This is a genomic window from Bradyrhizobium sp. IAR9, from assembly GCF_013408065.1.
GTDB lineage: Bacteria > Pseudomonadota > Alphaproteobacteria > Rhizobiales > Xanthobacteraceae > Bradyrhizobium.
Genome location: NZ_JACBZW010000001.1, coordinates 342643 through 367533, shown reverse-complemented (window position 1 = coordinate 367533; position 24891 = coordinate 342643). Strand labels below are relative to the sequence as shown.

32 protein-coding genes are annotated in these 24891 nt (G+C 64.8%); 15 read left to right on the top strand and 17 right to left on the bottom strand.

Annotation, left to right across the window (positions count from 1 at the left end):
• Window positions 1-133: 133 nt before the first annotated feature.
• The gene (locus tag GGD67_RS01760; RefSeq protein WP_018322918.1) at window positions 134-382 is read right to left on the bottom strand and encodes a hypothetical protein; all 249 of its coding nucleotides are present in this window, start codon (window positions 380-382) and stop codon (window positions 134-136) included.
• Window positions 383-587: 205 nt separating this feature from the next.
• Between GGD67_RS01760 and GGD67_RS01755 the strand changes: the two genes are divergently transcribed.
• A complete protein-coding gene (locus GGD67_RS01755) occupies window positions 588-1055 on the top strand; it encodes a cupin domain-containing protein (RefSeq protein ID WP_179730645.1) in 468 nt (155 codons plus the stop codon).
• Window positions 1056-1070: 15 nt separating this feature from the next.
• Here the strand turns inward: GGD67_RS01755 and GGD67_RS01750 are convergent, their stop codons facing one another.
• The gene (locus GGD67_RS01750) at window positions 1071-1634 is read right to left on the bottom strand and encodes a TetR/AcrR family transcriptional regulator (RefSeq protein ID WP_179730644.1); all 564 of its coding nucleotides are present in this window, start codon (window positions 1632-1634) and stop codon (window positions 1071-1073) included.
• 87 nt (window positions 1635-1721) lie between these two features.
• Here GGD67_RS01750 and GGD67_RS01745 point away from each other — a divergent pair, with 87 nt between their 5' ends.
• Complete coding sequence (locus tag GGD67_RS01745) at window positions 1722-2093, top strand: nuclear transport factor 2 family protein (RefSeq protein WP_179730643.1); 372 nt, start codon at window positions 1722-1724, stop codon at window positions 2091-2093.
• A 47-nt stretch (window positions 2094-2140) separates the two neighbouring features.
• On the opposite strand, the gene GGD67_RS01740 is transcribed toward GGD67_RS01745, so the two are convergent.
• Window positions 2141-3103, bottom strand: a complete 963-nt coding sequence (locus GGD67_RS01740; RefSeq protein ID WP_018322922.1) for an alpha/beta hydrolase — start codon at window positions 3101-3103, stop codon at window positions 2141-2143.
• 263 nt (window positions 3104-3366) lie between these two features.
• Here GGD67_RS01740 and GGD67_RS01735 point away from each other — a divergent pair, with 263 nt between their 5' ends.
• Together GGD67_RS01735 and GGD67_RS01730 are read left to right on the top strand one after the other, a co-directional pair.
• Window positions 3367-3531 (top strand): hypothetical protein, encoded by a 165-nt coding sequence (locus GGD67_RS01735; RefSeq protein ID WP_246783173.1) that lies wholly within the window; start codon window positions 3367-3369, stop codon window positions 3529-3531.
• 131 nt (window positions 3532-3662) lie between these two features.
• Window positions 3663-3866, top strand: coding sequence for a hypothetical protein (locus GGD67_RS01730; protein ID WP_179730642.1), 204 nt, complete (start codon window positions 3663-3665; stop codon window positions 3864-3866).
• A 27-nt stretch (window positions 3867-3893) separates the two neighbouring features.
• On the opposite strand, the gene GGD67_RS01725 is transcribed toward GGD67_RS01730, so the two are convergent.
• Genes GGD67_RS01725 through GGD67_RS01715 form a run of 3 tightly spaced genes read right to left on the bottom strand, consistent with a single transcriptional unit; the run spans window position 3894 to window position 6501 of the window.
• Entirely contained in the window at window positions 3894-5012 is a 1119-nt protein-coding gene (locus GGD67_RS01725; protein ID WP_179730641.1) for an HD domain-containing phosphohydrolase, read from the bottom strand.
• Window positions 5013-5062: 50 nt separating this feature from the next.
• Window positions 5063-5395 carry a PilZ domain-containing protein gene (locus tag GGD67_RS01720; protein WP_028144927.1) on the bottom strand — a complete coding sequence of 111 codons (333 nt, stop codon included), beginning with the start codon at window positions 5393-5395 and terminating at the stop codon, window positions 5063-5065.
• The gene (locus GGD67_RS01715) at window positions 5392-6501 is read right to left on the bottom strand and encodes a DUF2336 domain-containing protein (RefSeq protein WP_179730640.1); all 1110 of its coding nucleotides are present in this window, start codon (window positions 6499-6501) and stop codon (window positions 5392-5394) included. The genes GGD67_RS01720 and GGD67_RS01715 overlap by 4 nt, the downstream gene beginning before the upstream one ends.
• A gap of 298 nt (window positions 6502-6799) precedes the next feature.
• Here GGD67_RS01715 and GGD67_RS01710 point away from each other — a divergent pair, with 298 nt between their 5' ends.
• A complete protein-coding gene (locus GGD67_RS01710; RefSeq protein ID WP_179730639.1) occupies window positions 6800-7747 on the top strand; it encodes an AraC family transcriptional regulator in 948 nt (315 codons plus the stop codon).
• Between the two features lie 49 nt (window positions 7748-7796).
• Window positions 7797-8387 (top strand): NADPH-dependent FMN reductase, encoded by a 591-nt coding sequence (locus GGD67_RS01705; protein WP_179730638.1) that lies wholly within the window; start codon window positions 7797-7799, stop codon window positions 8385-8387.
• 6 nt (window positions 8388-8393) lie between these two features.
• On the opposite strand, the gene GGD67_RS01700 is transcribed toward GGD67_RS01705, so the two are convergent.
• Both GGD67_RS01700 and GGD67_RS01695 read right to left on the bottom strand, forming a co-directional pair.
• Window positions 8394-10475, bottom strand: coding sequence for a methyl-accepting chemotaxis protein (locus GGD67_RS01700; protein ID WP_179730637.1), 2082 nt, complete (start codon window positions 10473-10475; stop codon window positions 8394-8396).
• 105 nt (window positions 10476-10580) lie between these two features.
• Complete coding sequence (locus GGD67_RS01695) at window positions 10581-11012, bottom strand: DUF1810 domain-containing protein (RefSeq protein WP_179730636.1); 432 nt, start codon at window positions 11010-11012, stop codon at window positions 10581-10583.
• Window positions 11013-11201: 189 nt separating this feature from the next.
• Between GGD67_RS01695 and GGD67_RS01690 the strand changes: the two genes are divergently transcribed.
• From GGD67_RS01690 to GGD67_RS01680, 3 genes are all read left to right on the top strand, one after another.
• Window positions 11202-12167, top strand: coding sequence for a DUF2778 domain-containing protein (locus GGD67_RS01690; protein ID WP_026202846.1), 966 nt, complete (start codon window positions 11202-11204; stop codon window positions 12165-12167).
• A gap of 66 nt (window positions 12168-12233) precedes the next feature.
• Complete coding sequence (locus tag GGD67_RS01685) at window positions 12234-12491, top strand: hypothetical protein (protein ID WP_018322933.1); 258 nt, start codon at window positions 12234-12236, stop codon at window positions 12489-12491.
• 218 nt (window positions 12492-12709) lie between these two features.
• A complete protein-coding gene (locus GGD67_RS01680) occupies window positions 12710-13801 on the top strand; it encodes a TRAP transporter substrate-binding protein (protein WP_179730635.1) in 1092 nt (363 codons plus the stop codon).
• 146 nt (window positions 13802-13947) lie between these two features.
• Here GGD67_RS01680 and GGD67_RS01675 read toward each other — a convergent pair whose 3' ends face one another.
• The 6 genes from GGD67_RS01675 to GGD67_RS01650 all read right to left on the bottom strand — a co-directional run bounded on the left by GGD67_RS01675 (window position 13948) and on the right by GGD67_RS01650 (window position 19153).
• Entirely contained in the window at window positions 13948-14721 is a 774-nt protein-coding gene (locus GGD67_RS01675; RefSeq protein WP_177237472.1) for an ABC transporter ATP-binding protein, read from the bottom strand.
• Window positions 14718-15773, bottom strand: a complete 1056-nt coding sequence (locus GGD67_RS01670) for a dihydrodipicolinate synthase family protein (protein WP_179730634.1) — start codon at window positions 15771-15773, stop codon at window positions 14718-14720. Before GGD67_RS01670 ends, GGD67_RS01675 begins: the two co-directional genes overlap by 4 nt.
• Window positions 15774-15779: 6 nt before the next feature.
• The gene (locus GGD67_RS01665) at window positions 15780-16601 is read right to left on the bottom strand and encodes a GNAT family N-acetyltransferase (RefSeq protein ID WP_179730633.1); all 822 of its coding nucleotides are present in this window, start codon (window positions 16599-16601) and stop codon (window positions 15780-15782) included.
• A complete protein-coding gene (locus GGD67_RS01660; RefSeq protein WP_179730632.1) occupies window positions 16588-17625 on the bottom strand; it encodes an NAD(P)-dependent oxidoreductase in 1038 nt (345 codons plus the stop codon). The genes GGD67_RS01665 and GGD67_RS01660 overlap by 14 nt, the downstream gene beginning before the upstream one ends.
• A 26-nt stretch (window positions 17626-17651) precedes the next feature.
• Window positions 17652-18422: an ABC transporter permease gene (locus GGD67_RS01655; RefSeq protein ID WP_018322939.1), complete on the bottom strand. Its 771-nt coding sequence runs from the start codon at window positions 18420-18422 to the stop codon at window positions 17652-17654.
• Window positions 18423-18505: 83 nt separating this feature from the next.
• Window positions 18506-19153 (bottom strand): TetR/AcrR family transcriptional regulator, encoded by a 648-nt coding sequence (locus GGD67_RS01650; protein WP_018322940.1) that lies wholly within the window; start codon window positions 19151-19153, stop codon window positions 18506-18508.
• Window positions 19154-19253: 100 nt separating this feature from the next.
• Here GGD67_RS01650 and GGD67_RS01645 point away from each other — a divergent pair, with 100 nt between their 5' ends.
• The 5 genes from GGD67_RS01645 to GGD67_RS01625 all read left to right on the top strand — a co-directional run bounded on the left by GGD67_RS01645 (window position 19254) and on the right by GGD67_RS01625 (window position 22670).
• The gene (locus GGD67_RS01645; protein ID WP_179730631.1) at window positions 19254-20270 is read left to right on the top strand and encodes an ABC transporter substrate-binding protein; all 1017 of its coding nucleotides are present in this window, start codon (window positions 19254-19256) and stop codon (window positions 20268-20270) included.
• A 225-nt stretch (window positions 20271-20495) separates the two neighbouring features.
• Window positions 20496-21194 carry a septum site-determining protein MinC gene (gene minC, locus GGD67_RS01640; RefSeq protein ID WP_179730630.1) on the top strand — a complete coding sequence of 233 codons (699 nt, stop codon included), beginning with the start codon at window positions 20496-20498 and terminating at the stop codon, window positions 21192-21194.
• 19 nt (window positions 21195-21213) lie between these two features.
• Entirely contained in the window at window positions 21214-22029 is an 816-nt protein-coding gene (minD, locus tag GGD67_RS01635) for a septum site-determining protein MinD (protein ID WP_018322943.1), read from the top strand.
• Window positions 22026-22307: a cell division topological specificity factor MinE gene (gene minE / locus GGD67_RS01630; RefSeq protein ID WP_018322944.1), complete on the top strand. Its 282-nt coding sequence runs from the start codon at window positions 22026-22028 to the stop codon at window positions 22305-22307. Before minD ends, minE begins: the two co-directional genes overlap by 4 nt.
• A 177-nt stretch (window positions 22308-22484) precedes the next feature.
• A complete protein-coding gene (locus GGD67_RS01625; RefSeq protein WP_018322945.1) occupies window positions 22485-22670 on the top strand; it encodes a hypothetical protein in 186 nt (61 codons plus the stop codon).
• A 19-nt stretch (window positions 22671-22689) separates the two neighbouring features.
• On the opposite strand, the gene GGD67_RS01620 is transcribed toward GGD67_RS01625, so the two are convergent.
• Both GGD67_RS01620 and GGD67_RS01615 read right to left on the bottom strand, forming a co-directional pair.
• Window positions 22690-22941, bottom strand: coding sequence for a hypothetical protein (locus tag GGD67_RS01620; protein WP_179730629.1), 252 nt, complete (start codon window positions 22939-22941; stop codon window positions 22690-22692).
• Window positions 22942-23050: 109 nt separating this feature from the next.
• Entirely contained in the window at window positions 23051-23440 is a 390-nt protein-coding gene (locus GGD67_RS01615) for a hypothetical protein (RefSeq protein ID WP_092262000.1), read from the bottom strand.
• Window positions 23441-23570: 130 nt separating this feature from the next.
• On the opposite strand from GGD67_RS01615, the gene GGD67_RS01610 reads away from it, so the two are divergent.
• On the top strand, window positions 23571-24356 hold the full coding sequence (locus GGD67_RS01610) for an SDR family NAD(P)-dependent oxidoreductase (RefSeq protein ID WP_179730628.1): 786 nt from the start codon (window positions 23571-23573) through the stop codon (window positions 24354-24356).
• On the opposite strand, the gene GGD67_RS01605 is transcribed toward GGD67_RS01610, so the two are convergent.
• Window positions 24357-24587: a DUF6894 family protein gene (locus GGD67_RS01605; protein ID WP_018322949.1), complete on the bottom strand. Its 231-nt coding sequence runs from the start codon at window positions 24585-24587 to the stop codon at window positions 24357-24359.
• Between the last annotated feature and the right edge of the window lie 304 nt (window positions 24588-24891).

Here is a 24891-nt window from a genome sequence, read left to right as displayed (position 1 = left end):
GTCGAATTTGCGCGAAGCGCAAATTCGGGTGAGGGGGACTCCTCCGGCTCAGCTGTCGCCGCCCCCGCGGAGACTCCCCCTCACCCCAACCCTCTCCCCGCAAGCGGGGCGAGGGGGGTAGACCGAGCGCGCCTTATGCGCTGACCTCGCACTTCTTCATAAAGCTGTTCTTGGCAGCGCCGGCGAGCGGCTTGCCGTCGGCGCTGACGGCCTTGGGCGTGCAGGCGTCGGCCTTGCACTTCTTCAGGAACGAGGTCTTGGCGGCGCCGGCGAGCGGCTTGCCGTCCTTGCCGACCGCCTTGCTCTCGCAGGTTTCTTGCGCGAAGGCCGAGCCTGCCGCAAAGGTGGCAACGATTGCAGCCAGGAAAATCCGCTTCATCATGGGTGTCTCCGTAAACCAGAAATGGCGGAGAGATTGGAGCCGGGAATCGTGGCGCAATCAAGCTGGATGAGGGCCTGCCGTCCGGTCCGGCTGGCGATTTTTTCGAGTGGGAGTTGGCAACAGGCTCGCTTCCTGTTGCACTGCTCGCTGACCGCGGCGGGCAATGCTGCTAGGCTTGGCCAGCTCAACTGGATGGAGCATCGTGATGGACGCCGTGATCCCGAAACACTGGGAAGCCGCCGATCAGCATTCGCACCTGGTTCGGCCGCAAGACATGGATTGGCAGACGACGCGCTTTCCCGGCTGCGAGGCCAAGACACTGCTGTTCGATCGCCGCACCGGCCTGATGACCGCCTTGATGCGGTTTGCGCCGGGATCGGTGCTGCCGGATCACGAGCATGTCGGGATCGAGCAGAGCTGGGTGATCGAAGGCGCACTCGTCGACAAGGAGGGGCCGGCCAAGGGCATCGCCTGCAAGGCCGGTGAATTCATCTGGCGCGAGGCAGGCAGTCGGCATGCCGCCTGGTGTCCGGACGGGGCCCTGATCCTCGCGATCTTCCAGGTGCCGAACAAGTTCTTCGAAGCCGACGGCCGCGTGGTCGACGCCGCCGGCCAGGATTGGGACGAGACTTGGGGGCACACCCGCGCAGAGGGAACGCGGAGCGCGCGATAGGCCGCTCTGCACAGTCTAAACCTTGCCGCCGATGCTTCTGACGAGCATGGCGACCTGAACGGCGATCAAGCGCCGCATCTCCTTGCCGCTCCTGGCTGTTTCCCGCAGTCCGCGCATGCCGAACACGAGGCAGCGCGCCAAAACTTCGGGCTCGTCCGCTCCCCTTGCGGACCGCACCTGATCCCCGATGAGCTCGACGACCAGGGACTGGAAATTGTCATAGACCTGTCGGACTGCGGGGAAGCGGAGGTCGAAGAGATCGGCCGAATCCGGATGCGCCTCGACCAGGTCGAAGCCATGACATCCCCAGGATTTGCAAGCGTGGAGCAGCTTGGCGTGAAGCCCGTCGAGGCGGGCGATCGCGGCCCTGATCTCGCGATGCTTCTGCTCGTCCATTCCCTGGATGACTGCCGCGAACACCGCGTCCTTGTCGTGGAAGAGCAGGTAGAGCGCGGGCCGCGATATCCCCGCCTCAGAGGCGATGTCGCCCATCGTCGTTCGGGCATAGCCGTAGCGCGAAAAGACCGTGGTCGCAGCCGCGACGGCAAGCTGTTCTTTCGAGGCGCGGGATTGAACCATGATCTCCCCATCAATCGTTCGCATCTTGACAAAATTTCGATAATTGTCAATTTGTCATGATCAGGAAAAGCAAGAGGGTGTTGCGAGATGAACGACGAAGCGCGACTGAGGACGTGGAACGCCTATCAGGCCGCATGGGGGCCCGTTGAGGAGAGCGAACGGCGTCGGCTGCTCGAACAGAGCGTGGCCGCCGATTGCGTGTACACGGATCCGGGCTCGCAGGTGGCGGGGCGGGAAGCCTTGATGGCCCGCATCGGGCAGACGCAGCAAAAATTTCCGGGCGCCTACTTCAGGAACGACAGCTTCCTCGAACACCACGAGCAGGCGCTTTTCCGCTGGACCATGTACGACGGCGCCGGCCGCGTCTTCGTCAAGGGCGAGAGCTTCGGCCGCTTTGGCGAAGATGGTCGCCTGGTTCAGGCGACCGGCTTCTTCGATGTGGCGGCGGCCACTGGCTGACCGTCCGCTGCCGCTAGAGATCAAGTCCGCCGGGTCTCGGCTCTGCGTCAGGTCCCGCGCGCCAGCAGGGCCTTGAAGTCGGCTCGCGCGCGCTGCGCCTCGGCACGCGCCACGTCCGAGGCGTCGCCCATGCCGAAATAGCCGTGGATCAGGCCGGGGCCCTCGTGATGCTTGACCCGCACGCCGGCGGCCTCCAGCGCCCGCGCATAGGCAGCGCCCTCGTCGCGCAGGGGATCGAACCAGGCGGTGGTCACGACCGCGGGTGCAAGGCCCGCAAGTGAGGCGGCCCGCAGCGGCGAGACGCGCCAATCAAGGGCGTGATCGGGCTCGGCGAGATAATGGCCGCAAAACCATTCCATCGTGGCACGCGTCAGAAAGTAGCCCTCGGCATTCTCGGCGCGTGAGGGATAGCGCGCGTTCTCGCGCACGTCGGCGTAAGCGCCGAGGACGTCGGTCACGGGGTAGACCAGCAATTGCGCGGCGAGCTTGATGCCAGCATCGCGGCAGGCGATCGCAGTGGTCGCGGCGAGATTGCCGCCGGCGCTGTCGCCGGCAACGCCGAGGCGTTTTGCGTCGCCGCCAAATTCCGCGACGCGGTCGAAGATATCACTCACGGCGGCGAAGGCATCCTCGAACGCGCCCGGAAAGCGCGTCTCCGGCGGGCGGCGATAGTCGACGGAGATGACGACGGCGCCGGTCTCGATTGCAAGATTGCGCGCCTGCCGGTCATGGGTCTCGAGGTCGCCCGCGACCCAGCCGCCACCGTGAAAGAACACCACGGTTGGCGCGGGCGTGCTGCCGATCCGATAGACGCGTGCCGGAAGCGGGCCGGCGCCACCTTTCACCTTGATGTCCTCGACGCTGGCGACGGGCGGCGGCGGGATGGCGGCGCGCGAAGCAGCCAATGCGCGCAAGGAATCGCGGGCGCTCTGTGGCGTCATGACCGTGGGATCGCGCATCGGCATGAGCGGAATGATCTGGGCGATGACGGGATCGAGTGGCGCGGCCATGGTTGCGGTCCTCCAGGGTTCTTGGTCTTGCTTGCCGCTTAGCATAGATTTTGCGCGCCGCATCGGCAACCGGCCGTGTCGTCAGGCCGGTGGATGAAGGGCGGGGAGGCTTTAGAGGGTGGAATTCGAAACGCTGGTCTAGTCATGCCGCAGCGTGCGTGGCTTCAAGAACGAGCCGGGTCGATCTCGGTGCGCCCTGTTGCGGCATCGTGCTCGCGGCGCGGGACCGCGGTCTCGGCTCTGTCACCAACGGGCAGGGCATCATGCGCTCCGACATCGTGCGCGAGGTCGCGAAAAATTCCGGAGGACGAGATGATCATGACCTGCGTCGCGATGGGCTATCCCGACGACGACTCGCCGCGAACGCCGTTCGCTCGGACCGCGAGCCTAACGAAGAGTTCGTGCGCTACGTGGGTTTTGCCGATTAGCATGATGAAGAGGAGATTATTCTCTCGCAAATTTTTTGGTGCGGAGTCGTTCGCGGCCTCTTGCAATCTCGAAGATGCGGGAGGAACAATATGCAGACTGAGAGGTTTGTTGCTGGCGCGAGGGAATTGACATGCGGCGGCTGGCTAGCCTGGTTCGATGGTTCTTCGGCCCGCGGCTGCGGCGCCCCATCGACGCTGATCCAAGTCTTCCTTTCACACCCGAAGAGTTCGGCCGGCTGATTCGCAGCGGCCGGCATGAGGACATGAATCTGCTGGCCGACGGCCTGGCCTGCCGGTCCATCCCGCACCGCGCCAGCCATCGCGCGACCCATTAGGGTGCGTTCGAGACGGGTCTGTCGCGCTCACCGCGTGAGCGCGACCTGCTTGAATGAGTGGACCAGAGCCTTCTCCAGCTTCCCATTCATCCCGCACAAGACGTTGTAGGCCTCCGCGCGCGGCATGGTCGGCTTGTAGTGCCGGCGCTCGATCAGCGCCGCGAAGATGTCCGAGATGGTCAAAATCCGCACGATGTCGCCAATGCTCTCGGCGCAGAGCGCATCGGGATAGCCGCTGCCGTCGAGGTACTCGTGATGATGACGAACGGCATCGAGAATTTCCGGTGAAATCTTGTCGTGCCCTTTCAGAAACGCGTGGCCCGCGGCTGGATGGGTCTCGATCTGGGCACGTTCTTCCGCATCGAGGCGGCCCGGCTTGTCGAGAATGGCCAGCGGAATCTGCGCCTTGCCGATGTCGTGGAACATGGCTGCCGAGTACAGACGCTCCAGATCGGCTCTTCCGACACCGAGGCTCAGGCCGAAGTCGATGGCGAGGCCGGTCACGAGCAGGCAGTGCTGATAGGTTCCCTCGTGGTGGCGCCGTACCGTCGAGAGCCATTCCGAAAGACCTCGCTCGGTTATGCGATCGGCGATCTGGCGGCCGACCTCCTTGGTGCCGTCTATGTCAAGAGGTTGACCCAGGGTCACAGCCGTGAACATCGATGCGACAGCGGTCGCCGCCGCCTCGACGGCGTTGTCCGGTTGCAGTGTGTCGCCTGACGCAGCGGACGATCCGTCGGCCGGATCGGTTAGTGCCGCCAGCAGTTTGGTCCGGCCGACAGTGCTGGGAAGGACCAGCGTCGCCCCGAGCGCGTAGGCTTGCGAGATACCGACGTGAGAGCTGTGCTCGAGGAGAAATATCCGCTTCTTCGCCTTGGCGAGCTTGCCAGCCCGTCTCTTGAGGGCGGCGATATTGTCGACGTCGCGCAGGTCCGCGCGGATGACGATGGCGGCGGGCACCTGCGACAGCTTGGCTTCGGCGTCCAGCCGTTCGCCGGCGACGGCGAAACGGTCCTCAAGGATCGTGCAGACGCCGGCCAGCCTGTCGGACGTATCCGCCAGCACATGCACGAAGGAGCGGGCCGCTTCCTTCTCGCGGATGCCGTCCGCGTTGACGGGGCTGAGGATGGTTCGCGCGTTCTGCACGGCTCGACCTGGACTATCGTGGATTGCAATAATTGGGATGAATTGTTGGCCTATTTGCTCCGGGCGACGGTCTGCGTAGCAGCCGAGGGTGCGCTCGCCGGCTTCTTTTTGCCGTCAGCGGTGACGAAGTGAATGCCGGCCGTGGTGCCATCGATCCAGACCAACTCGCAGCGCCGATAGGCGAGCCCGGTCGACGACAGCAGCATGAAGAATTCCTTGGCCTGCAGCACGTCCAGCGTGCCCTCGACCTCGACCTTTGCGCCTGTCTGCGACACGTCGAGCAGAACGCAACTGCGCCGCCATGTGCCGTCAGAGCCCATCAGATTGACGGCCTGCCTGTGGTCCATCCGCACGCGCGCCGCCTTGCGGCCGTCGAACTTCATCGGCTACCCCCCGTTTTTGCGCCGCGATCTCGCCGACTGCTCTCCTTGACGCTTGCGGCGATTTCCCCCCACCGCACCGTCCACTGACTGGTCGACAGAAGCAGCGTCTCGAAAACGTGCTGTGCGCGTTCGCGCTCGGCAAAGGAAAGCCTGGTGCCGCTGCGGTTGCTCAGGATGGCAAGCGTGGTCTGCCAGTTCAGCCGCGACGCCCGGCAGGCCATCACCAGGCCTTCGCAATCGCCGTCGGTCATGACGTGCTCGACGATCTCGATGGGGGTCCCCGAAAGCACCGACAAGGCGGTGAACAAATTGGCGGTCTCGCCGCGGATCGCGAAGCGGTTCACCGCAGAATCGTTGAGCTTGCCGATGCGGTTGAGCGCGACGATCTCCGGCCGTGCGCTTGCATAAGCGGCCGCGCTAGGCAGCTTGGGCACGATCGGCGCTGCCGCTCGAGGACACGAGACGGTGGAAGCCTTTGGCTCCGCGCGAGCGTCGGGGGCCGGCGAGGCCGGCAGCAATTTCCGCAGGACCGGATCTGGCGTGCCTGGTCTGAGCGCCAGGGCCTTCGTGAGTTCGTCATCGCTTGCGCACGTTTCAACGAGCGCGACGTAGGCGGCATCGGAGAACCGCGCCCCTGCGTTGCTGATCAGCGCAAGGTGAACGGCGCGGCCGCCGCGCTTGATGAGCGTCTCGGTCAATCGGGGTTCGATGCGCGCTCGGACCGCGATCGCGAGTTGCTGCGGTTCGCCGCTCGAAATCGCGATTGTTTCGAGATCCGACGTGGAGAGCGCCTGCGATTTGAGCAGAACGGGGCAGGCCACGCCGGGATCGTCGTGTAAGGCAAGACGTTGCAGGGTCTTCGGCGGAGCCACTTTGAGCTCGGCAAGCGCCGCGCCGAGTTGAATCAATGCGCTGGCCTCGACCCGCTCCGTCAATCGAAGCAGGACGCCGTCGACCACACTGGCCAGCAATTCCTGAGGCCGGTCGCGGCTGCCGGTGAGCAGCTGCAAAATGCCTTCGAGGATGCGAGCGCAGCGGTCCAGCGGGCAAGTTGCGACCGCATCCTCCAACTCGACCAAAATATCAGCAGGCGAATTTGCCATCATGGCAGGAGCCTGAAATAAAATAGCTATACGATTTAACGAGCTTTATTGGGCCTCAAAGATGTTAATTTTTAATTTTGAGAATTAAATCCCAGGGTATTATACACCGCGGCATTTCGGGAAATGCTATCGAAAATCGGCAAGGCTCGACGTCCCGGCTTGTCCTTTCACTTGGACCCTTCCCAATTGATCAGGACACGTTAGGATTGATTCTTCAGGTCCGACGAGAAACCAAAAAGGGGAAGCGGATCGGCACCGTTGCCGGATGCGCGTCGATTGCGACACCGGGTTTCGTATTTTCATGAACAGCATTGATGACGTGCCCAGGCTGGCACTCAAGACATTTCGTTTTTCAGACGTCGACGAATTTCGAAGCGCCATACGCGGGCTGAATTTCGAGTTCACGCCTTTCGTACGGAAGATTTCGTCTGAGCAGACAATTCTGTCGTTGCCCGGGTGCGACGTGAATTTGACGTGCGCGTTTCCCCGGGTCGTTGATGCACAGCTCGTCGGGAATTGCACGGCGATCGGCTTCACGATGGACGACCTCAACGTCCCCATTCGCTTCAATGGCTCGCAACGTGCGCGCCCGGCCGTGGTCATTGGCAGCGGCGGCGCGGCCTACACCGTCATCGAGGAGGTGCAGCGGCAAATCGCCTCAGTGGTTTTCAGCCCGGAGGTGAGGGACCGCGGCTGGCCCAGAGCTTCCCAGACCTTCAAGATTTTCGAAACGAGTGCCGCTGGCCTGGACCGGCTGCGCAGTGTGGTGCGTGAGGTGCTGGCCGCGGCCTCAGAGCCCGTCGAGGCGTCAGATCTCCTGGTCAAGGCAAGAGCAATGAAGGAATCCCTGCTCGCGGCCGTCGACCACGTGTTGGGAGATGTCGTTTCGGTCCGCTGGACGCTGCGCCCCAATGACGAGCGGAACTTCAGGATGTTCCGGGATATCAGTGCGCTACTGTCCGATGACCTATCGCAGCCGATCTACAGCGAGGAGATTGCACGCAAGCTCGGACTGTCCGTTCGCACCATGCACGACGTCGTTCGACGCTATCGCGGCATGAGCCTGCACCGTTACTTGCGCCTGCGCCGGCTGTGGCTGGTGCGCCGACGGCTGCTCGCCGGCGCCGACAGCGTCAAGGCGGTGGCGCTTGCGTTCGGCTTCTGGCATCTCAGCGATTTCTCCCGAAGTTACCGCGACCAGTTCGGCGAGACGCCGTCGCAAACGCTGGAGCGCGGACGCGGGCGATAGTTGACGGATCGAGTAGGGCCGGACGCCGGTTTTGTGCTACCATCCGGCCATGAGCAATCGCATCCTCGTCCTCTATGGTTCCTACCGTTCCGACCGCATGGGCATCCGCCTTGCGAATTTCGTCATCAACCGGCTGCGCGCGCGGGGCGACGATGTCACCTTGATCGACGCCAAGGCGATCGGCCTGCCGATGCTCGATCGCATGTACAAGGAGTATCCGAAGGGGTCGGCACCCGAAGCGTTGGAGATTCTGGCCGGACAGATCCGCGACGCCGACGGATTCGTCTTCGTCACCGGCGAGTACAATTGGGGCATCCAGCCCGGCCTGAAGAATCTCACCGACCACTTCCTCGAAGAGTGGTTCTGGCGACCGGCCGCGATCGTGAGCTATTCCGCCGGCCGCTTCTCGGGCGCGCGCGCCGCGACCGCCTGGCACGGCACGCTGTCGGAGATGGGCATGGTGGTGGTGTCGAGCACCATCGGGGTCGGCCCGATCGCACAGACATTGTCGGCCGACAGCGAGCCGATCGGTGATGGCGGCAAGGCCCTGGAGCGCGCGTTCCCGCGCTTTGCCGACGATCTCGCCTGGTGGATCGAGGCGGCGAAGGCGCAGCGGGCGCGCAAGGCGCCGCCTTACTGAACTTGTCTACGCCGCCCTGACTTCGCCGAGGAAGCGGTCGAACTGGCCGGCGAGATCGCGCGACTGGGTCGAGAGCTGCTCGGCGGCGCCGAGCACTTCCCTTGCGGCCGCGCCGGTATCGTCGGCGGCCCGCTGCACGCCTGCGATGTTGGTGTTCACCTCCTGGGTGCCGCGGGCGGCCTCCTGGACGCTGCGGGCGATCTCCTTGGTCGCCGAGCCCTGCTCCTCGATCGCTGCGGCGATCGCGGTGCCGATCTGGTCGATCTCGCCGATGACGTCGGCCACGTTGCGGATCGCGGCCACTGTCTCGTCGCTCGCGGTCTGGATCGCCGTGATCTGCTCGGAGATTTCGGTGGTGGCCTTGGCGGTCTGGCCCGCCAGCGATTTCACCTCGGAGGCGACCACGGCAAAGCCGCGGCCGGCCTCACCGGCGCGGGCGGCCTCGATGGTCGCGTTCAGCGCGAGCAGATTGGTCTGCTCGGCAATGCTCTGGATCAGCGTGACGACGTCGCCGATTTTCTGCGCGCCCTCGGCGAGGGTGCGTGCGGTGTCGCCGGTGCGGCGGGCGTTCTCGACGGCGCGGGCCGCGATCTCGGTGGATTGAGCGACCTGACGACCAATCTCGGAGATCGAGGAGGTCAGCTCCTCGGTGGCGCTGGCGACGGTCTGCACGTTGGTCGAGGTCTGCTCCGAGGCTGTGGCGACGACCGCGGCCTGGCTGTTGGTCTGGGCCGCCGTCGAAGTCATCGACTGGGCCGTGCTTTCCATGGTCGAGGAGGCCCGGGACAGGCCGCCGACGAGCTCGGTGACCTTGGCCTCGAACGCGCGGGTGAGTTCGTCGAGCGCCTGGGCGCGGCGCATCTTGCCGTCGTTCTCGGCCTGCTTCTCGGCCGCGAGCCGGTCGGCCCGGATCATGTTGTCCTTGAAGACCTGGACGGCGGCAGCCATCGCCCCGATCTCGTCGGAGCGCTCGGCGCCCGGGATGCTGTCCGCAACCTCGCCCTCGGCAAGCCGCGACATCCGGCTCGTCAGGCCGACGATCGGCGCGCAGACGCGGCGGCGAACCATCACGATGAGGCCGACGCTCGCGACGAGCACGGCGGCAAGGCCTGCAAGCGCGATGGTGAAGCTGGTGCGCGCGGCCGAGGAGGCGCCGGCGAGGATCTGCTCGGCATTGTCATAGAACGCGTCGCGGACCTCGATGATGGTGCCGAGGCCGCGCTGCGTGGCGGCGTAATAGGTGTCCATATCGTGTTCGTACTTGCCGCTGACGGCGCCGTCCTTAACGAGCTTGAGCTCGCGGCCGAATTCCTCGACATAGATCGAATTGAACTTTTCCAGTGCGGTGGCGACGTTCGCCGGCGTTGCCGGATTGCCGCGCAATTCCAGAAGGGCCATCACGAGTTGGTCGTTGCGGCCCTGCGAGCGGCCGATGTCGGCCTTCTCGGCATCGGTCGCCGGCTTCTTGCCGCCGACGAGGTTCTTGTGCAGGCTGGAGTTGAAGCCGCCGACGTCGCGCAACGTCATGGCGGTATTGGCGTAGCTGGCCTGCCGGTAGGCGTCGCCGTTCAGGATCGCCATGCGGCGGACCTGCTCGTTCAGCAGTGCGGTCACGCCGCTGTTGAGCACGGCATTGTCGGCGACGATCTTCTTGGCTGCGTCCTTGCGGGTCTCCGCCGGCCCGGTGAGCGCCTTGTCGATGGCCTCGCGCAAGGCGGTGAATTTCGCATTGATGCCATCGATGTTGCTGCCGACGCTGTTGCCGTCGTCGAACGAGCCGGGCAGCTCCTTGCGCAGCGCGTTCATCCTGTCGCGGGCGCCGTCGGTCTGCTTGCGCAGCTTGTTCTGTTCGGCGAGCAGTGCAGGGTCGATCGTGGCGGGGCCGTAGAGGATGTTGGTGGAGAAGCCGCGCTCGGGGTTGAGATAGCGCGGGATATCGCTGGCGGCGCGGACGATCGCCAGGCGGCCTTGCGCCTCGCCGATCCGCTCCATCGTCTGGTACTTGGTCACGGCGACGTAGACGGCGAGGCCGCCGCCCACGGTCGAGAGCGAGACGATGGCGGTGGTCAGCAGCGTTCCGATTTTCATGATCTGTCCGGCAATTGGCGCGGGGAGAAAGATATTCTCCGGAAAATAGACAGACCGTATTAATCGCGGGTTTACGCTGGTGGGTGCCGCGGGTGCGCGCCTGGCTTAGCGACCGAGGGTGGCAAGGATTTCCAGCGTCGAGGCGTCGCGTTCGCCTGCGAAATAGCGGGCGAGCGCCTCGCCGAACACGGGCTCATCGGAGACCGCGCCGAACAGCGTCATCGACGAGCGGAATTTGGAATCGTCCGGCGCGCCGAGGATCGCGTTGATGCTCCGGCCCTGAACCGCGAGCACCAGCCCGGTGCATTCGATCAGGCGCGCCCCGAGCACGGGATGGGCGAGATAGGCCTTGGCCTCTGCGGGGGAGCCGATGGCGTAGCGCTGCGACATGGTGCTGAAGCCGAGGCCGGCGATCTGAGGGAAGACGAACCACATCCAGTGAGTCTGCTTCCGGCCCCGGGCCAGCTCCCCCTGGACGTCGCGAAAAACCGGATTCTGGGCCGTTACGAAGCGCTCTAGATCGAAAGGATCGGTCATTGGATACCTTAGAGGGCCTTGCCGGCCGCGATTATGCCTAACTTTTGGCTCCCAATGTGGTAGCTGGTATAGAGTCTCCGGGCGGGGGTTGGGCCCCCCGGGGGTCGATTTGGGGATCTGATGGTTTCCGACGCAGCACATGCCGAGAGGCTGTTGTCGCGCCGCCGTGTCGGGCGAGCCGAGAGAGTTCTGCTGTCTCTGGCCGCCGTCGCGATGGCGCTTGGCGCCGCCGCCTGGGTCACTGACATCGGGAATTCGAATTTTGGCAATTCGACCCCGCTAATCACTGCTGCGCTGCCGCCGGCCAATGCCCCTTCTTTCGAGGACCGTTTCGCGTCGGCGTCCGGCAACCCGCCCGCCCGCGAGCTCGGCCTGCGGACGATGGAGCGTTCCGCCCTGAGTGCGGTCCAGCTCAAGCTCCGCGACGCCAAGGCGATGCTCGCCCAGAAGCTCCAGGGCGACGATTGGCGCACGACCCTGACCGATGATGACCGGCACGTGGTCGACGAGACGAGGCCCTCGCAGCGTGCCGACGCCATCCCGATGCCGCGCTCGCGCCCGACCCAGGCGGACTTCTCCGCCCAGATCGCCTCCAGCCAGGCCTATGCGGAGACCAACCCCAAGGTCGACAACCGCAACTTCTTCGAAAAATTCACCGACAAGATCAGGCTCGCCTCGCTGACGCCCAGCGACGGCCTGTTCGGCAAGGCGCCAGATCTGGCCGCTCTCGGCTACGATTCGCGTACGGCGGTCTATGACATCAAGGCCAAGGCACTTTACCTGCCGAGCGGCGTCGCGCTGGAAGCCCATTCCGGCATGGGCGCGCTGATGGACGACCCCAATCATGTCGACCAGCGCATGGTCGGCGCGACCCCGCCCGCAACCTACGACCTGAAGCCGCGCGAGAAGCTGTTCCACGGTGTCCGCGCGCTGCGCCTGACGCCCACCGATGGCACCAGCGCGCTCGGCCGCGTCGGCCTTCTCACCCACAATTACATGCTCGGGCCGCGCGGCGATTCCAACGGCTGCGTCTCGATCAAGGACTATGATCGCTTCCTCAAGGCTTACGACAATGGCGAGTTCAACCGCCTGGTCGTGGTGCCGAGTCTGAGCGGATCTGCGACTGCCTCGCAGCGCGCCAGCACCGACTCTTGATATTCGCCTGCTGCGGCGGGGCTGCCGTTTCCCCTTCGTTAAGCCGTCATCGTCCAGAAGCAGCCCATGAGTGATCCATCAAGTTCCGAGACCCCGCTGCGTACGACGTTCAAGATCAAGCTGAACGGCGACACGTTGGCGATCGCGACCGTCGGTCAGGCCTATCAATTCCTGACCAACTTCAAGTCGGTCGAATGGATGGAATTCCGCTCCCTGCACGAGGACGCCGTCGAGGCTCTGGAAGGCGCAGCCGGTAACGCGATGCTGGCGGTGCAGGCAACCAACGCCGTGCGCGCGCTGTTCGTCAGCGCCAAGCTGCTCTGAAGCCCTTCAGCTCATAGTCTCGTAGCTCGGATGGAGCGCAGCGTAGTCCGGGACCCCTGTCGCTTGTGGCACGATTCCTGGATTTCGCTCCGCTCCATCCAGGCTACAGGGCCATCTCCTCGCGCATCTTGAACTCTGCTTTGCGAACGGGCAAACGGTCCGCGGAGATCGTCGCCGCAAGCCCATGTCTGAAATTTAGTTCAGGGAGAGACCCCATCATGAAACGCCGTACATTCCTCAAGGGCGGCGCGGTCGCCGGCGCGACGTCGCTGGTTGCCGCACCTGCGATCGCGCAGAGCGCGCCCGAGATCAAATGGCGCCTGACGTCGAGCTTCCCGAAGTCGCTCGACACCATCTACGGCACGGCGCAGACCTTCGCGAAATACGTCGCTGAGGCCACCGACAACAAATTCCAGATCCAGACCTTCGGCGCGGGCGAGATCGTTCCGGGCCTGCAGGCGCTCGATGCCGTCAGCACCGCATCGGTGGAGATGGCGCAGACCCCGCTCTATTTCTACATCGGCAAGGAGCCGGCGCTGGCCTACGCCACCGGCGCGCCGTTCGGCATGAATCACCGCCATCAGGAATCGTGGTGGCACTTCGGCGGCGGCGCCGATCTCACCAACGAGGCGCTGAAACCGTTCAAGGCGCACGCCATCCTCTGCGGCAATTCCGGCACCCAGATGGGCGGCTGGTTCCGCAAGGAGATCAAGACCGTCGACGATCTCAAGGGCCTCAAATTCCGCATCGCGGGCATGGGCGGCCACGTGCTTGCCAAGCTCGGCGTCGTGCCGCAGCAGATCGCAGGCGGCGACATCTATCCGGCGCTGGAGAAGGGCACGATCGACGCGGTCGAGTTCGTCGGCCCCTATGACGACGAGAAGCTCGGCTTCCAGAAGGTCGCCAAGTACTATTACTTCCCGGGCTGGTGGGAAGGCGGCGCGATGCTGCACATGATCGTCAACGACGAGAAATGGGCGTCGCTGCCCAAGCAGTATCAGGCGATCGTCAACCAGGCCGGCGCGGCGGCCGGCGCATGGATGCTCGAGAAATACGACAGCGTGAATCCGGCGGCGCTGAAGCGGCTGATCGCCAACGGCGCGGAGCTGAGGGCGTTCCCGCAACCGGTGCTGGAGGCCTGTTACAACGCCACCCAGGAGCATCTGAACGAGCTCGCCGCCAAGAGCGACCTGTTCAAGCGGACCAAGGAAAGCCACGACGCGTATATGAAGGAGCTGCTGTTCTATACGCAGATCGCGGAGAACTTCTACGACAACTATCTGCTCAGCAAGATGCGCAACAAGAGCTGATTGTGAGGAGGGCGCGGTGCCGCGATCGCGCCGCGCTCTCGTAGGGTGGGCAAAGGCGCACTTGCGCCGTGCCCACGTTCTTTGTGCCGCTTGCAATGGTGGGCACGCTTCGCTTTGCCCACCTTACGGGACCTGAGCAAGCGGCCCTACGCCGCCCCAAGCCCCAGCTTCGCGTAGATCCGCCTTGCATAGGCGCCGAACGCATCGGTCGTCTTCAGCGGCAGGTCGCGCGGGAAGGGCAGGTCGATCGGGAAATAGTCGGCCATCTTCGCAGGTCCCGCCGTCAGCACCGCGCAGTGCGACGACAGGAACACGGCTTCCTGGATCGAATGCGTGACGAAGATGATGGTCTTGCCGCTCTCTCGCCAGATCCGCAGCATCTCCAGATTCATCTGCTCGCGCGTCAGCGCGTCCAGCGCGCCGAACGGCTCGTCCATCAGGATCAGCTTTGGATCGTGAATGAAGGCGCGCGCGATCGCGGTGCGCTGCTGCATGCCGCCGGAGAGCTGCTGCGGATATTTCTGCTCAAAGCCGGCGAGGCCCACGAGGTTGAGAAGATCGCGCGCCCGCTCGCGCGCGGCCTTCATCGGCAGGCCGACGATCTCGGCCGGCAGCAGCACATTGTCCAGGATCGTCCGCCATTTCAGCAGCAAGGCCTGCTGGAACACCATGCCGATGTCGCGGGTCGGATCGAACGGGCTGTTGGCGTTGCCGATCTTCACCGTGCCGCCGTCGGCGCCGTGCAGGCCGGCCAGGATCTTCATCACCGTGGTCTTGCCGCAGCCGGACGGGCCGACCAGCGAGACCAGCTCACCTTCCTGCACGTCCATGGTGACGTCGGACACCGCCAGGAATTCGGCGCCGCCGCTGCGATAGACCTTGCGGACGCCCTGCAGGCTGATGAAGGGGGCAGGGCTCATGCCAGCCACTTGTCCCGATTGGCGGCAACGAAGGCATCGTCGCTGAGATCGGCGTGCTCGCGCGTGACGCGGTCGATCTCCTCTTTCTGGCCCGGGCTGAGGCCCTCGTTCGGATCGAGGCACCACAGGCCTTGCATCAGGCCCTGGCGCCGCAGCACCTCATGGCAGCCGGCGATGCAGCCGTGGAAGTTGTTGGCGACGTCGAAGAAGGCGCTGTTGCAGTCGGTGACGCGGGCATCGAGTGCCAGCAGGTCGGCCGGCACGCTGTCCTTGTGCCGCGCCGCCTTGCAGCGCTCGAACTGCTTGATCGCACTGGCCGTCCACACCGACCAATGGCCGAGCAGGCCGCCCTTGAAGTAGGTGCGCGTGGTGACGCCGTTGTCGCGCAGATCGAACGGCAGCATCAGATCGAGCAGGATGTGGTCGTCATTGCCGGTGTAGAGCGCGACGCGGTCGAGCGCGCCGGCGGCCGCGACGCCGCGCAGGACGTCGAGGGTACGATAGCGGTTGAACGGCGCGATCTTGATCGCGATGACATTGTCGATCGATGCGAAGCGCTGCCAGAACCGGGCGGAGAGAATGACGCCGCCGACGGCCGGCTGAAGATAGAAGCCGACCAGCGGGATCTCGGCGGCGACTGCCGTGCAGTGCGCGATGATCTCGTCCTCGGAGGCGCTCTTCATCGCGGCGAGGCTGAGCAGGCCGGCATGATAGCCGATGTCGCGCGCGGTGCGGGCTTCGGTGACCGCCTGGTTTGTCGGACCCGCGAGGCCTGCGACCATCGCCAGCGGTCGCCTGGTCCAGCTCGCCGCGGTCTCGGCGGCGAGCTCGAGCACCGGACGGTAGAGACCGACGTCGCGGATCGCGAACTGCGTCGTGTGCACGCCGACGGCAAGGCCGCCAGAGCCGGCGTCGATGTAATAGCGCGTCAGCGCACGCTGATGCGTCTTGTCGAGCTGGCGCTCGGCGGTGAGCGCGAGCGGATGCGCCGGTATCACGGTGCCCTCAGTGATCAGGTTGCGGATGTCGCTGTTGATCTGGCTGTGATGCATGATGTCCTATCCGAATTCAGGGCCGGCGACGGCGAATGGCATTTCCTCGCCCGTGACGGTGGCGGGGCCGAACCGCATGCGCTGGAACGGCCGTTCGATGGTCCAGCCGACTGCGGTCAGTCCTTCCAGGAACGCATCTTGCGACGCGACGACGTCGAGCAGGAGCGGGCTGGTCTCGGAACGCACGATCGCGTCAACGAGCGCCAGAGCTGCCGCGGCATTGTCGGCCAACAACGGGCCGATATGGCGAGCGGTCCGGCCGTCGCGAACCAGTGCGATGGCGCCGTTCGCACCGACGATGCGCGAGCCGGAACGCTGTGCGAAGGCGGAGAGGAGGGCGGTCCGGTCGAAACCGGTGGCCCGCCGGTCCCGTATACGAAGCGCATCGAGCGTCGCGGATGACGATGGCGGCGCTTCGGCCCGCGCAGGCTTCATCAGCTTCAGGCGGCGCAATTGCAGGGTCGGAGTAAACCCCAGCGGTCCGTAAACGGCGGCGCCGTCCGGCGTGGCATCGAGCCAGCTGGTCAGGCCGTTCTGACGCGCCGTCTCCAGGCAGGCGTCGACGAGACGGGTGGCAAGGCCACGGCGGCGATGCGTGCCTGATACCAGCACCATGCTGATCCAGGCGTTGTTGCCGGAATAGGGCAGCAGTGCTGCGGTTGCGACCAGCCGCATGCCGTCGCGAATGCCGAACACGACGCCGTCGCGCAGGAAGATGCGCCAATCCTCGTCGGTCTGGTTCCAGTGCGCTTCCGTCGACAACGCCAGCCCCGCGGTCGCGTCGTCGACGCCGAGCTGGACGATGTGCGGGGCGTCAGTAACGGCCATCGCGCACCTCGTATTTGGTGGGCTTGCCGAGGCTCGGCATGGCGCGCGAGACCCAATCGGCGGTCCAGCCGATCAGCTGCTCGGTGTCGACGACCGGAAGGCCGAACAGCTCGACCGCCTTCGACGTGTCGGTCAGCCATGCCGTCGGCTCTTCCTTGCCGGTCAGCACCGGCGCGCGGCCGAACCTTGCGCCGAAACTTTGGGCGAGATCGCGCACCGCCAGAATCTCGTGGCCGCTGACATTGATCGGCGAGGTCGGTGTCGTGCAATGAGCGAGGCAGCGCAGCGCCTGCGCCGAGGCATCGCCCTGCCAGATGAAATTGACATGGCCGAGGCTGACGTCGATCGGCGTGCCGCCAAGCACTTTCGTCGCGATGTCGTGCAACACGCCATAGCGCATGTCGATCGCGTAGTTGAGACGGAATAGCCGGCCCGGCGTTGCGAATTTGTGCGAGAAATACTCGAACATCCGCTCGCGGCCGACGCAGGACTGGGCGTACTCGCCGGGCGGGTTCGGTGCCATCTCCTCGGTCGAGCCTTTGCCGTCGATGGGGACGAAGGGATAGATGCAGCCGGTCGAGAACGCCACGATGCGCGAGGACGGGAAGGCCTGTGCCACCAGCGCCGGCACATGCGCGTTCATCGCCCAGGTCAGCGACAGATCGCCCTCGGCGCCGAACTTGCGGCCGGCCATGAAGACGATGTTGGGCGCCTTCGGCAGCGCCGCAATTGCCTTCTCGTCCATCAGGTCGCAATTGATGGTTTCGACGCCGCGCGCGTGCAGCCAGTCCTTCACGCCGGCGTCGCTGAAGCGGGCCACGCCGATGATCCGGCGATCGGGCGCGGCGGCCTTGGCGAGCCCGGCCAGCGTCGGGCCCATCTTGCCGCCGACGCCGAGGATCATGATGTCGCCCTCGACCTTGGCGAGGTCGTCGATCAGCGCTTGCGTCGGACGGCACAGCAACTCGTCGAGGGCTGCGATATCGGGGATGGTCTTCGGCAGCGTCTGGCGGGTGAGCAGCATGGATTTGTCCCTTGGTTCTGCCGTTGTCAGGTTTGCCTTGCGTCACCGACCACGAACATGCGTTCGAGGATCAGGACGAGGCCGTAGAGAGCGACCCCGAGCAGCGTCAGCAGCACGACGGCCATCACCATCGCGGGCGTGTCGAGCGCCGACTGCACCTGGATCATGAGGTAGCCGAGCCCGCGCTCGGAGGCGATGAACTCGCCGACGATGGCGCCGGCAACCGCCAGGATGGCGCCGACCTTCATGCCGGAGAACACGTAAGGCAGCGATCCCGGCAGCTGGATCTTGCGGAACAGCGTCCAGCGCGAGCCGCGCAGGGATTTGACGAGATCGAGCAGGTCCGGCTCGACCTCGCGCAGGCCCCGCGCGGTGGTGAGCAGGATCGGAAAGAAGCAGATGCTGAAGGCGATCAGGATGTTCGGGATGATGCCGTAGGAGAACCAGACGATGAAGAGCGGGCCGAGCGCGACCTTCGGGATCATGTTCAGCGTCACGAACAGCGGCAGCAGCACGAGGCTGAGCAGCGGCGCCCAGCTGAAGATCACGGCCAGCGCGACGCCGACGAAGGCGCCGAGCGCGAAGCCGCCGAGGATCTCGACCGCTGTCACCAGCGTATTGGCGCCCCAGGCGTAGCTCGCGGTTCCCAGCGTCTGCACCGTCGCCAGCGGGGAGGGCAGGATGAATTTCGGCACGTGAAAGGCATCGACCGCGACCTGCCAGAGCACGAGCACGCCGAGGTGCACGATCAGGATGATCGCAAAGCTGCGCGAGGCGCGTGCGCTGTCTCCTGCCACCGATTGCTCCCTGTTGGCGCGGCGGCGATGCCGCAGGTCGCAAGCCTAGCCGCCTTCCGGGGAAGTTTCAACCAGTTGGTTGATTAGGGCCGGAGCGACTGCAGTACCAAATCGGCGACATGGCGGCGGCGGGCGCGCCGTGCAGTGCGGCTCGACAGGTCCTTGCCGAAGATCGCCGACAGCGTCGGCGTGTTGGAGAAGAAGAAATAGCTGAGGCCCGCAATGGAGATATAGAGCTGGACGGGGTCGACGCCCTTGCGGAACACGCCCGCGCGCACCCCCTCGTTGAGAATGTGGGAGACACTCTTCACCAGCGGGGAGTGCATGGCTTCCAGCCGCGTCGAGCCGCGGACGTGGCGGGCGCCGCCGCGGTTCTCGTCGTTCAAAAGCACGATGAAATCAGGGTGTGCGGCCAGATGGTCGAACGAAGCCTCGATCAGCTTGCGGATCGCCTTCTCCGGCGGCAGGCCTTCGAGATTGAGCTTGCGCTCCTGCTCGCGGATGTCCTCATAGACCCATTCGAGTACGGCGAGGTAAAGCGCGTCCTTGTCTCCGAAATAGTGGTAGACGAGCTGCTTGTTGACGCCGGCGCGCTCGGCGATCTCGTCGACGCGGGCGCCCGCAAAGCCGTGCCGGGCAAATTCCAGGCGCGCCGCGGTCAGCAGCTTGTTGCGGGTGGCGACGGGGTCGCGGCGCTGCGGCACGGTGTCGCCAGATCGTTTTGCGGGCATTTCCAACCAAACAGTTGACAAGTTGAGGGCGGGCTTGTTGCATTGGTATCCTCACAAGGGGAGAGCGACAAGCCGGGTCGCGGCAATGAGGAGAGATGCGATGAAGCGTTTGCAGGCGGCGGGCTCGGCCCTGGTCTTGACCCTGATGCTCGGTGCAGCCGCGGCGCCCGCGCATGCGGGCGAAGCGGTCAATCTGATCCTGAACTGGACGCCGACGGCCGATCACGCGCCGTATTATTATGCCAAGGCTCAGGGCTGGTACGAGAAGGCGGGCATCGACCTCACGATCGAGACCGGCAAGGGCTCGGGCGTTTCCGCCGCCAAGGTCGGCTCCGGCGGCTCGCCCTTCGGCGTCGCCGATCTCGCCACCATGCTGGTGGCCAAGAGCAAGGGCGCCGACACGGTCGCGGTGATGAGCGTCTATGCCAATACCGGGCAAACCTTCTACTGGCTGAAGAGCTACGGCGTGAACGGCGTTAAGGACTTTGCCGGCCACAAGATCGGCAATCCGCCCGGCGATGCCTCGCGCGTGATGTGGCCGGCTTTTGCCAAGGCCGCCGGGCTTGCGCCCGATGCCGTCGGCTTCGTCAATGTCGGGCCGACCGCGAAGATCGCGGCATTGAAGAGCCACACCGTCGACATCATCAGCGACTTCTACAACGAGCACGATCTGAAGGTGATCGAGTTCGGCCAGGACCTCGGCTACGTCAACTGGAAGGACATCGGGCTCAACCCTTACGGCAATTCGTTGATCGTCAACGGCGCCTACTTGCAGAAGAATCCGAAGGTCGTCGAAGAGTTCGTGCGCGTCACGCAGAAGGCCTTTGCGGCCTGCGTTGCCGACGTCGCGCCGTGCCTGAAAGCGCTGCTCGACCAGGTCTCCGGTCTCGACCAGGCGAACCAGGAGCGCCAGTGGGAGCGCATCAAGTTCCTGATGACCGACGAGTTCACCACCACCAAGGGTCTCGGCTGGATCGATGGCGAGCGGATGAAGAAGGACTACGAGTTGGTCCAGACCTATCTCGGCATGGAAAAGCCGTTCGATGTGACGACGGCGTTCACGACGAAGATGCTCGATCCGAATATCAAGATGGATGCGAGCAAGGTGAGGAAGTAGGGAGGGCATCTTGGCCCCCACACAGCGGTGTCATGCCCCGGCTTGACCGGGGCATCCAGTACGCCGCGGCCTTTCGACGATCCCATAGGGTCTCTGAGTACTGGATCGCCCGCCTTCGGGGGCGATGACAGTTTGGGACGGGTAACCCACGGAGAAATTAACCGGCCGTTAACCATATCCGCCGCATCGTTAACCATTCAATAACTGGGAAACGAGTCGGCCGATATGGAGGCTGCAGTCAAACCTCAACGCCAAATGGTGCGCCTGCGCGGGCGCTCCTATGTGGCCTTCGTGTTCACGCCGACGGTCCCGGTGCAGGACTGGCTTCACGAGATCGACGCCACCATTGCGCGCTCGCCGGGCTTCTTTGCCGGCCGGCCCGTGGTGATCGACCTGTCCTCGGTCGATCTCAGCCAGTCCGGGATCGGCCATTTGCTCACGAGCCTTCAGGACCGCAACATCCGCGTGCTCGGCATCGAGGGTGTTGAGGAGGCGAAGCTGACCCCGATGATGCCGCCGCTGCTCTCAGGAGGGCGCAGCTGCGTGATCGAGCCGAACGCGCCGAAGAAGGCCGAGACGAAGTCCGAGGCCAAGCCGACATCGCTGCTGCTGGAGAACCCAATTCGATCGGGCCAGACCGTGATCTTTCCCGAAGGCGACGTCACCATCCTCGGCTCGGTCGGCTCGGGTGCCGAAGTCGTCGCCGGCGGTTCCATCCACGTCTATGGCGCGCTACGCGGCCGCGCCATGGCGGGCGTGAACGGTCGCACGAGCGCGCGCATCTATTGCCAGAAGATCGAAGCCGAACTGCTTGCAATCGATGGGTTTTATCAGACCGCCGACGATATCGACGAGGCCCTGCGCGGCAAGCCGGCCCAGGCCTGGCTGCAGGGCAACACCATGCGAATTACCGCGCTGAACTGACCAGAAGGAGATTTCAGAAATGGCAAAGGTACTGGTCGTGACATCAGGCAAGGGGGGCGTCGGCAAGACCACGACGACCGCCGCGCTGGGGGCCGCGCTGGCGCAACGCGGCGACAAGGTCGTCGTCGTCGACTTCGACGTCGGCCTGCGCAACCTCGACCTCGTGATGGGCGCCGAACGCCGCGTCGTGTTCGACCTCATCAACGTGGTGCAGGGCGTTGCAAAGCTGCCGCAGGCGCTGATCAAGGACAAGCGGCTGGAAAACCTCTGGCTGCTCCCAGCCTCGCAAACCCGCGATAAGGATGCGCTGACGGAAGAGGGCGTCGGCAAGGTCATCGACGATCTGCGCAGCCGTTTCGACTGGGTGATCTGCGACAGCCCCGCCGGCATCGAGCGCGGCGCCTCCATGGCGATGCGCTTTGCCGACGAGGCCGTGATCGTCACCAATCCGGAAGTCTCTTCGGTGCGCGATTCCGACCGCATCATCGGCATGCTCGATTCCAAGACGGTGCGGGCCGAGAAGGGCGAGCGCGTCGAGAAGCACATTCTCATCACCCGCTACGACCCCTCGCGGGCCGCGCGCGGCGAGATGCTGACCATCGACGACATCCTGGAAATCCTCGCAACGCCCTTGCTCGGCATCATCCCCGAGAGCCAGGACGTTTTGAAGGCCTCCAATGTCGGCACACCGGTGACGCTGTCGAACGCGGACGGCGCACCGGCGCGGGCCTATATCGACGCGGCGCGCCGGCTGTGCGGCGACACCGTGCCGATGCAGGTTCCGACTGAGCGTAAGCGTTTTATGGATCGTCTGCTGCGACGGAGGGCTGCATGAGCATGGGTCTGCTTCGGCTTCTCCGCGGCAAAAAGGCCTCTGCACCCGTCGCTCGCGAGCGGCTGCAGATCCTGCTTGCCCATGAACGCGGAATGCGTGGCCAACCCGATCTGCTCGGGGTGCTGCGTGAGGAAATTCTCGCCGTCGTGTCCAAGCATGTCACGCTTGACCCGACCAAGGTCATCGTCCGGCTCGAGCGTGGCGACGACGTATCGACCCTGGAGGTCGATATCGAGGTGCCCAACGACTTCGATCGCAAGAAAGCGGCGGTCGCATAGGGGACGCGGCCGACGAACTCCAGCTTTGGGGTGGGTGAGAAGGCGGTCCGCTGGGCATAGCGGGCCGCCTTTGTTTTGGGACCATAGGGACGGTGCGGAACGAGGTCCCGCCCTCAATCGTTGTCAACGACCGCGGGAGCGATGCGGCCTGCGGTCTGGTCAGACGGGAGAGCGCCCATGATGTCCGAGGTCCAGGTCCACACCGTCGCGCGGCAGATGCTCGAACGGCATGGTTTTGCTGCGATTGCGAAGGCCGCTGAGCAGGCCCAGGCCTGCGAGGGCCGCGGCGAGGCCGATGAGGCCAAGGAATGGCGTCACATCGCCGACGCCATGAGGATCATCCGCGGGCCGGCCCACAGCTGATCGCTGGACCGGAATCACTTCAGCGTTCCTCTCGATCCGGCCCTCGTGACGGGGATCGATGCTGCGTCTGCGGCTGGCCGCGCTCGCCCGCCTCCCTGCAGGGGAGCTGTTCCCACGATCCGTCCGGCGCCTGCTGATAGGCGCTGCACGAGGACGACGAGGTCGATTTGTCCTCGCCCTTTTGGGCGTCGGAATTCTTTGCCTGTGCCGGGGCGCCCAGCGTTGCGCTCATCGCGAGCACGCCGGCGACCATGAGATGCGTCATCCGCATTGGGCTTCTCCTGTGCGAAAGGAGTCCGCATGCTGGCGAGGAATGTGACGATTATTGGCCGAAACGAGGGTTCCGCCGCGGTGTGCTTAACGCCGCGACAGCCGGCTTGCTAGCCGCCCTTGGCCCGGATCAGGCCGGCGAGGTTGGTCTTCTGGGCCTCGCACCAGTTGGGCATGCCGAGGCGGCGCTGGTTGAGATCGGTCGCCTGGGTCGCCACCGCGACCTCGGCCATCAGATCGTCGTCCTGCTTCTCGCCCATCTTGCCGCCGGTGTGCATCCAGGCAATCGCCTTGCGCACCTTCTCGGTGGTGCCGTCAGGCAGCTTCATCTGCTGCGCCTTCTGCACGAGATCCTGGTAGACGACGTCCGTGCCCGGACATTCGACCTTGGTGGCAAAGGCCTGCAGGACCAGGGTCACATAGGTCGAGCGTAGATGGTCCTCGGCCTGGGCCGGAGCGGCGATCAGCAACAGGCCAGCCATCAGGAAACCGTAGCGCATCCTTGGTATCTCCTCCATTTTTTTGGGAGGCTAGCGTCCGCCGGGCTGCTCCGCAATGGTATCGGGGCGAATTTGTCGCGCCCCGGCGCGGTGCGCTATCGTGGCCCGCATCCCGGCCTCGGAGAGGGACATGAGCCTGTTCAGCACGCCGTTCGATCCTACCCGTGACACAGCGCTCGTCACCGGCGCGGGCAACGGCATCGGGCGCGCCATCGCGCAGGCCCTGGTCGGCGAGGGCGTCCGGACCGTGTTCGCCGACATCAGCGCGGAGCGGGTGAACGCCGCGATCGGCGCGAGCAAGAGGCCCGAGCTGGCGGTGCCCTGGGTCGGCGATCTCGCCGAATTGGATGCGTGCGACGCGCTGCTTGCCGCCGCGGACGCAGCGTTGGGCGGGATCACGCATTTCGTCCACAGCGCTTCGCCGCCGCGGCGAGAGGCCGATCATGCGCTCGCGGTCGATCGCAGGATCTGGCAGCAGATGCATGCCGTCAATCTCGATGCCGGCTTTCACCTGGCGCGCGAACTCGCAAAGCGGCTGATCGCGGCGAAGCGGCCGGGCTCGTTCCTGTTCCTCACCTCGCTGCATGCGGGCACGCCGCGCAACCTGCCGCATTATTCGACGGCGAAGGCGGCGATGGCGATGCTGGTGAAGGAGTTGGCCAAGACGTTCGGCCGCCACGACATCCGCGTCAATGCGCTGGTGCCCGGCGCGATCGCCGCCGGCGGGTTCGTTGCGGACCCCGCGCTGGCGCGGCACATTCCACTCGGGCGTCTCGGCGAGGCCAATGACCTTGCGCCGATGGCGCTCATCGTATTGTCGAACAAGCTCTCCGCTTACGTCACCGGCGCAGCCTTCGTCGTCGACGGAGGATTGTCGCTGACGAACTGGTTCGAACCGCCCGCGCTTGACGAGTAGTCAGCGGCGCCAGGCCGGCACGGGATCGAGCGGCGTGCGGTAAAGCTCGTTGTCGTCGCGATCGGTGACGCGCACCGCGCAACCCTTCTGCTGCAGCTCCGGCTTCACCTGCGACAGCTCGGTGGCGAGCTGGTCGGCACGATCGGAGGCAACCTCGATGTCTTCGAGGATGATTCCGCCCTGGTTCCTGAACTCTCCACCAACCACAAGATCGAAAGAGTAGTACGGCATCCGAATTCCCCGGTGTGACGAGATGAGCTTCAGTGGAAGTCTCAACACATGTCGGATGGTACCACTGAGTCGACATCTACCGATGAACGGACCGCGCAATCTCTGTGCTTATGGCGCAGAAATGATGTGCAACGTGTGACGGCCTTAACATTTAATTAAATATGTTGGCGTGATCATAAGGCATGGAATTGCAGCAGAACCGGGCTCCGGGAACCGGCAGCTGCAAGAGAAGGCCGCCGGCATAGATCCCGACGGCCTTTTCTCTTGAGCGAGAAAAATCGCTTTCCGTAATTGTCCGGACTCA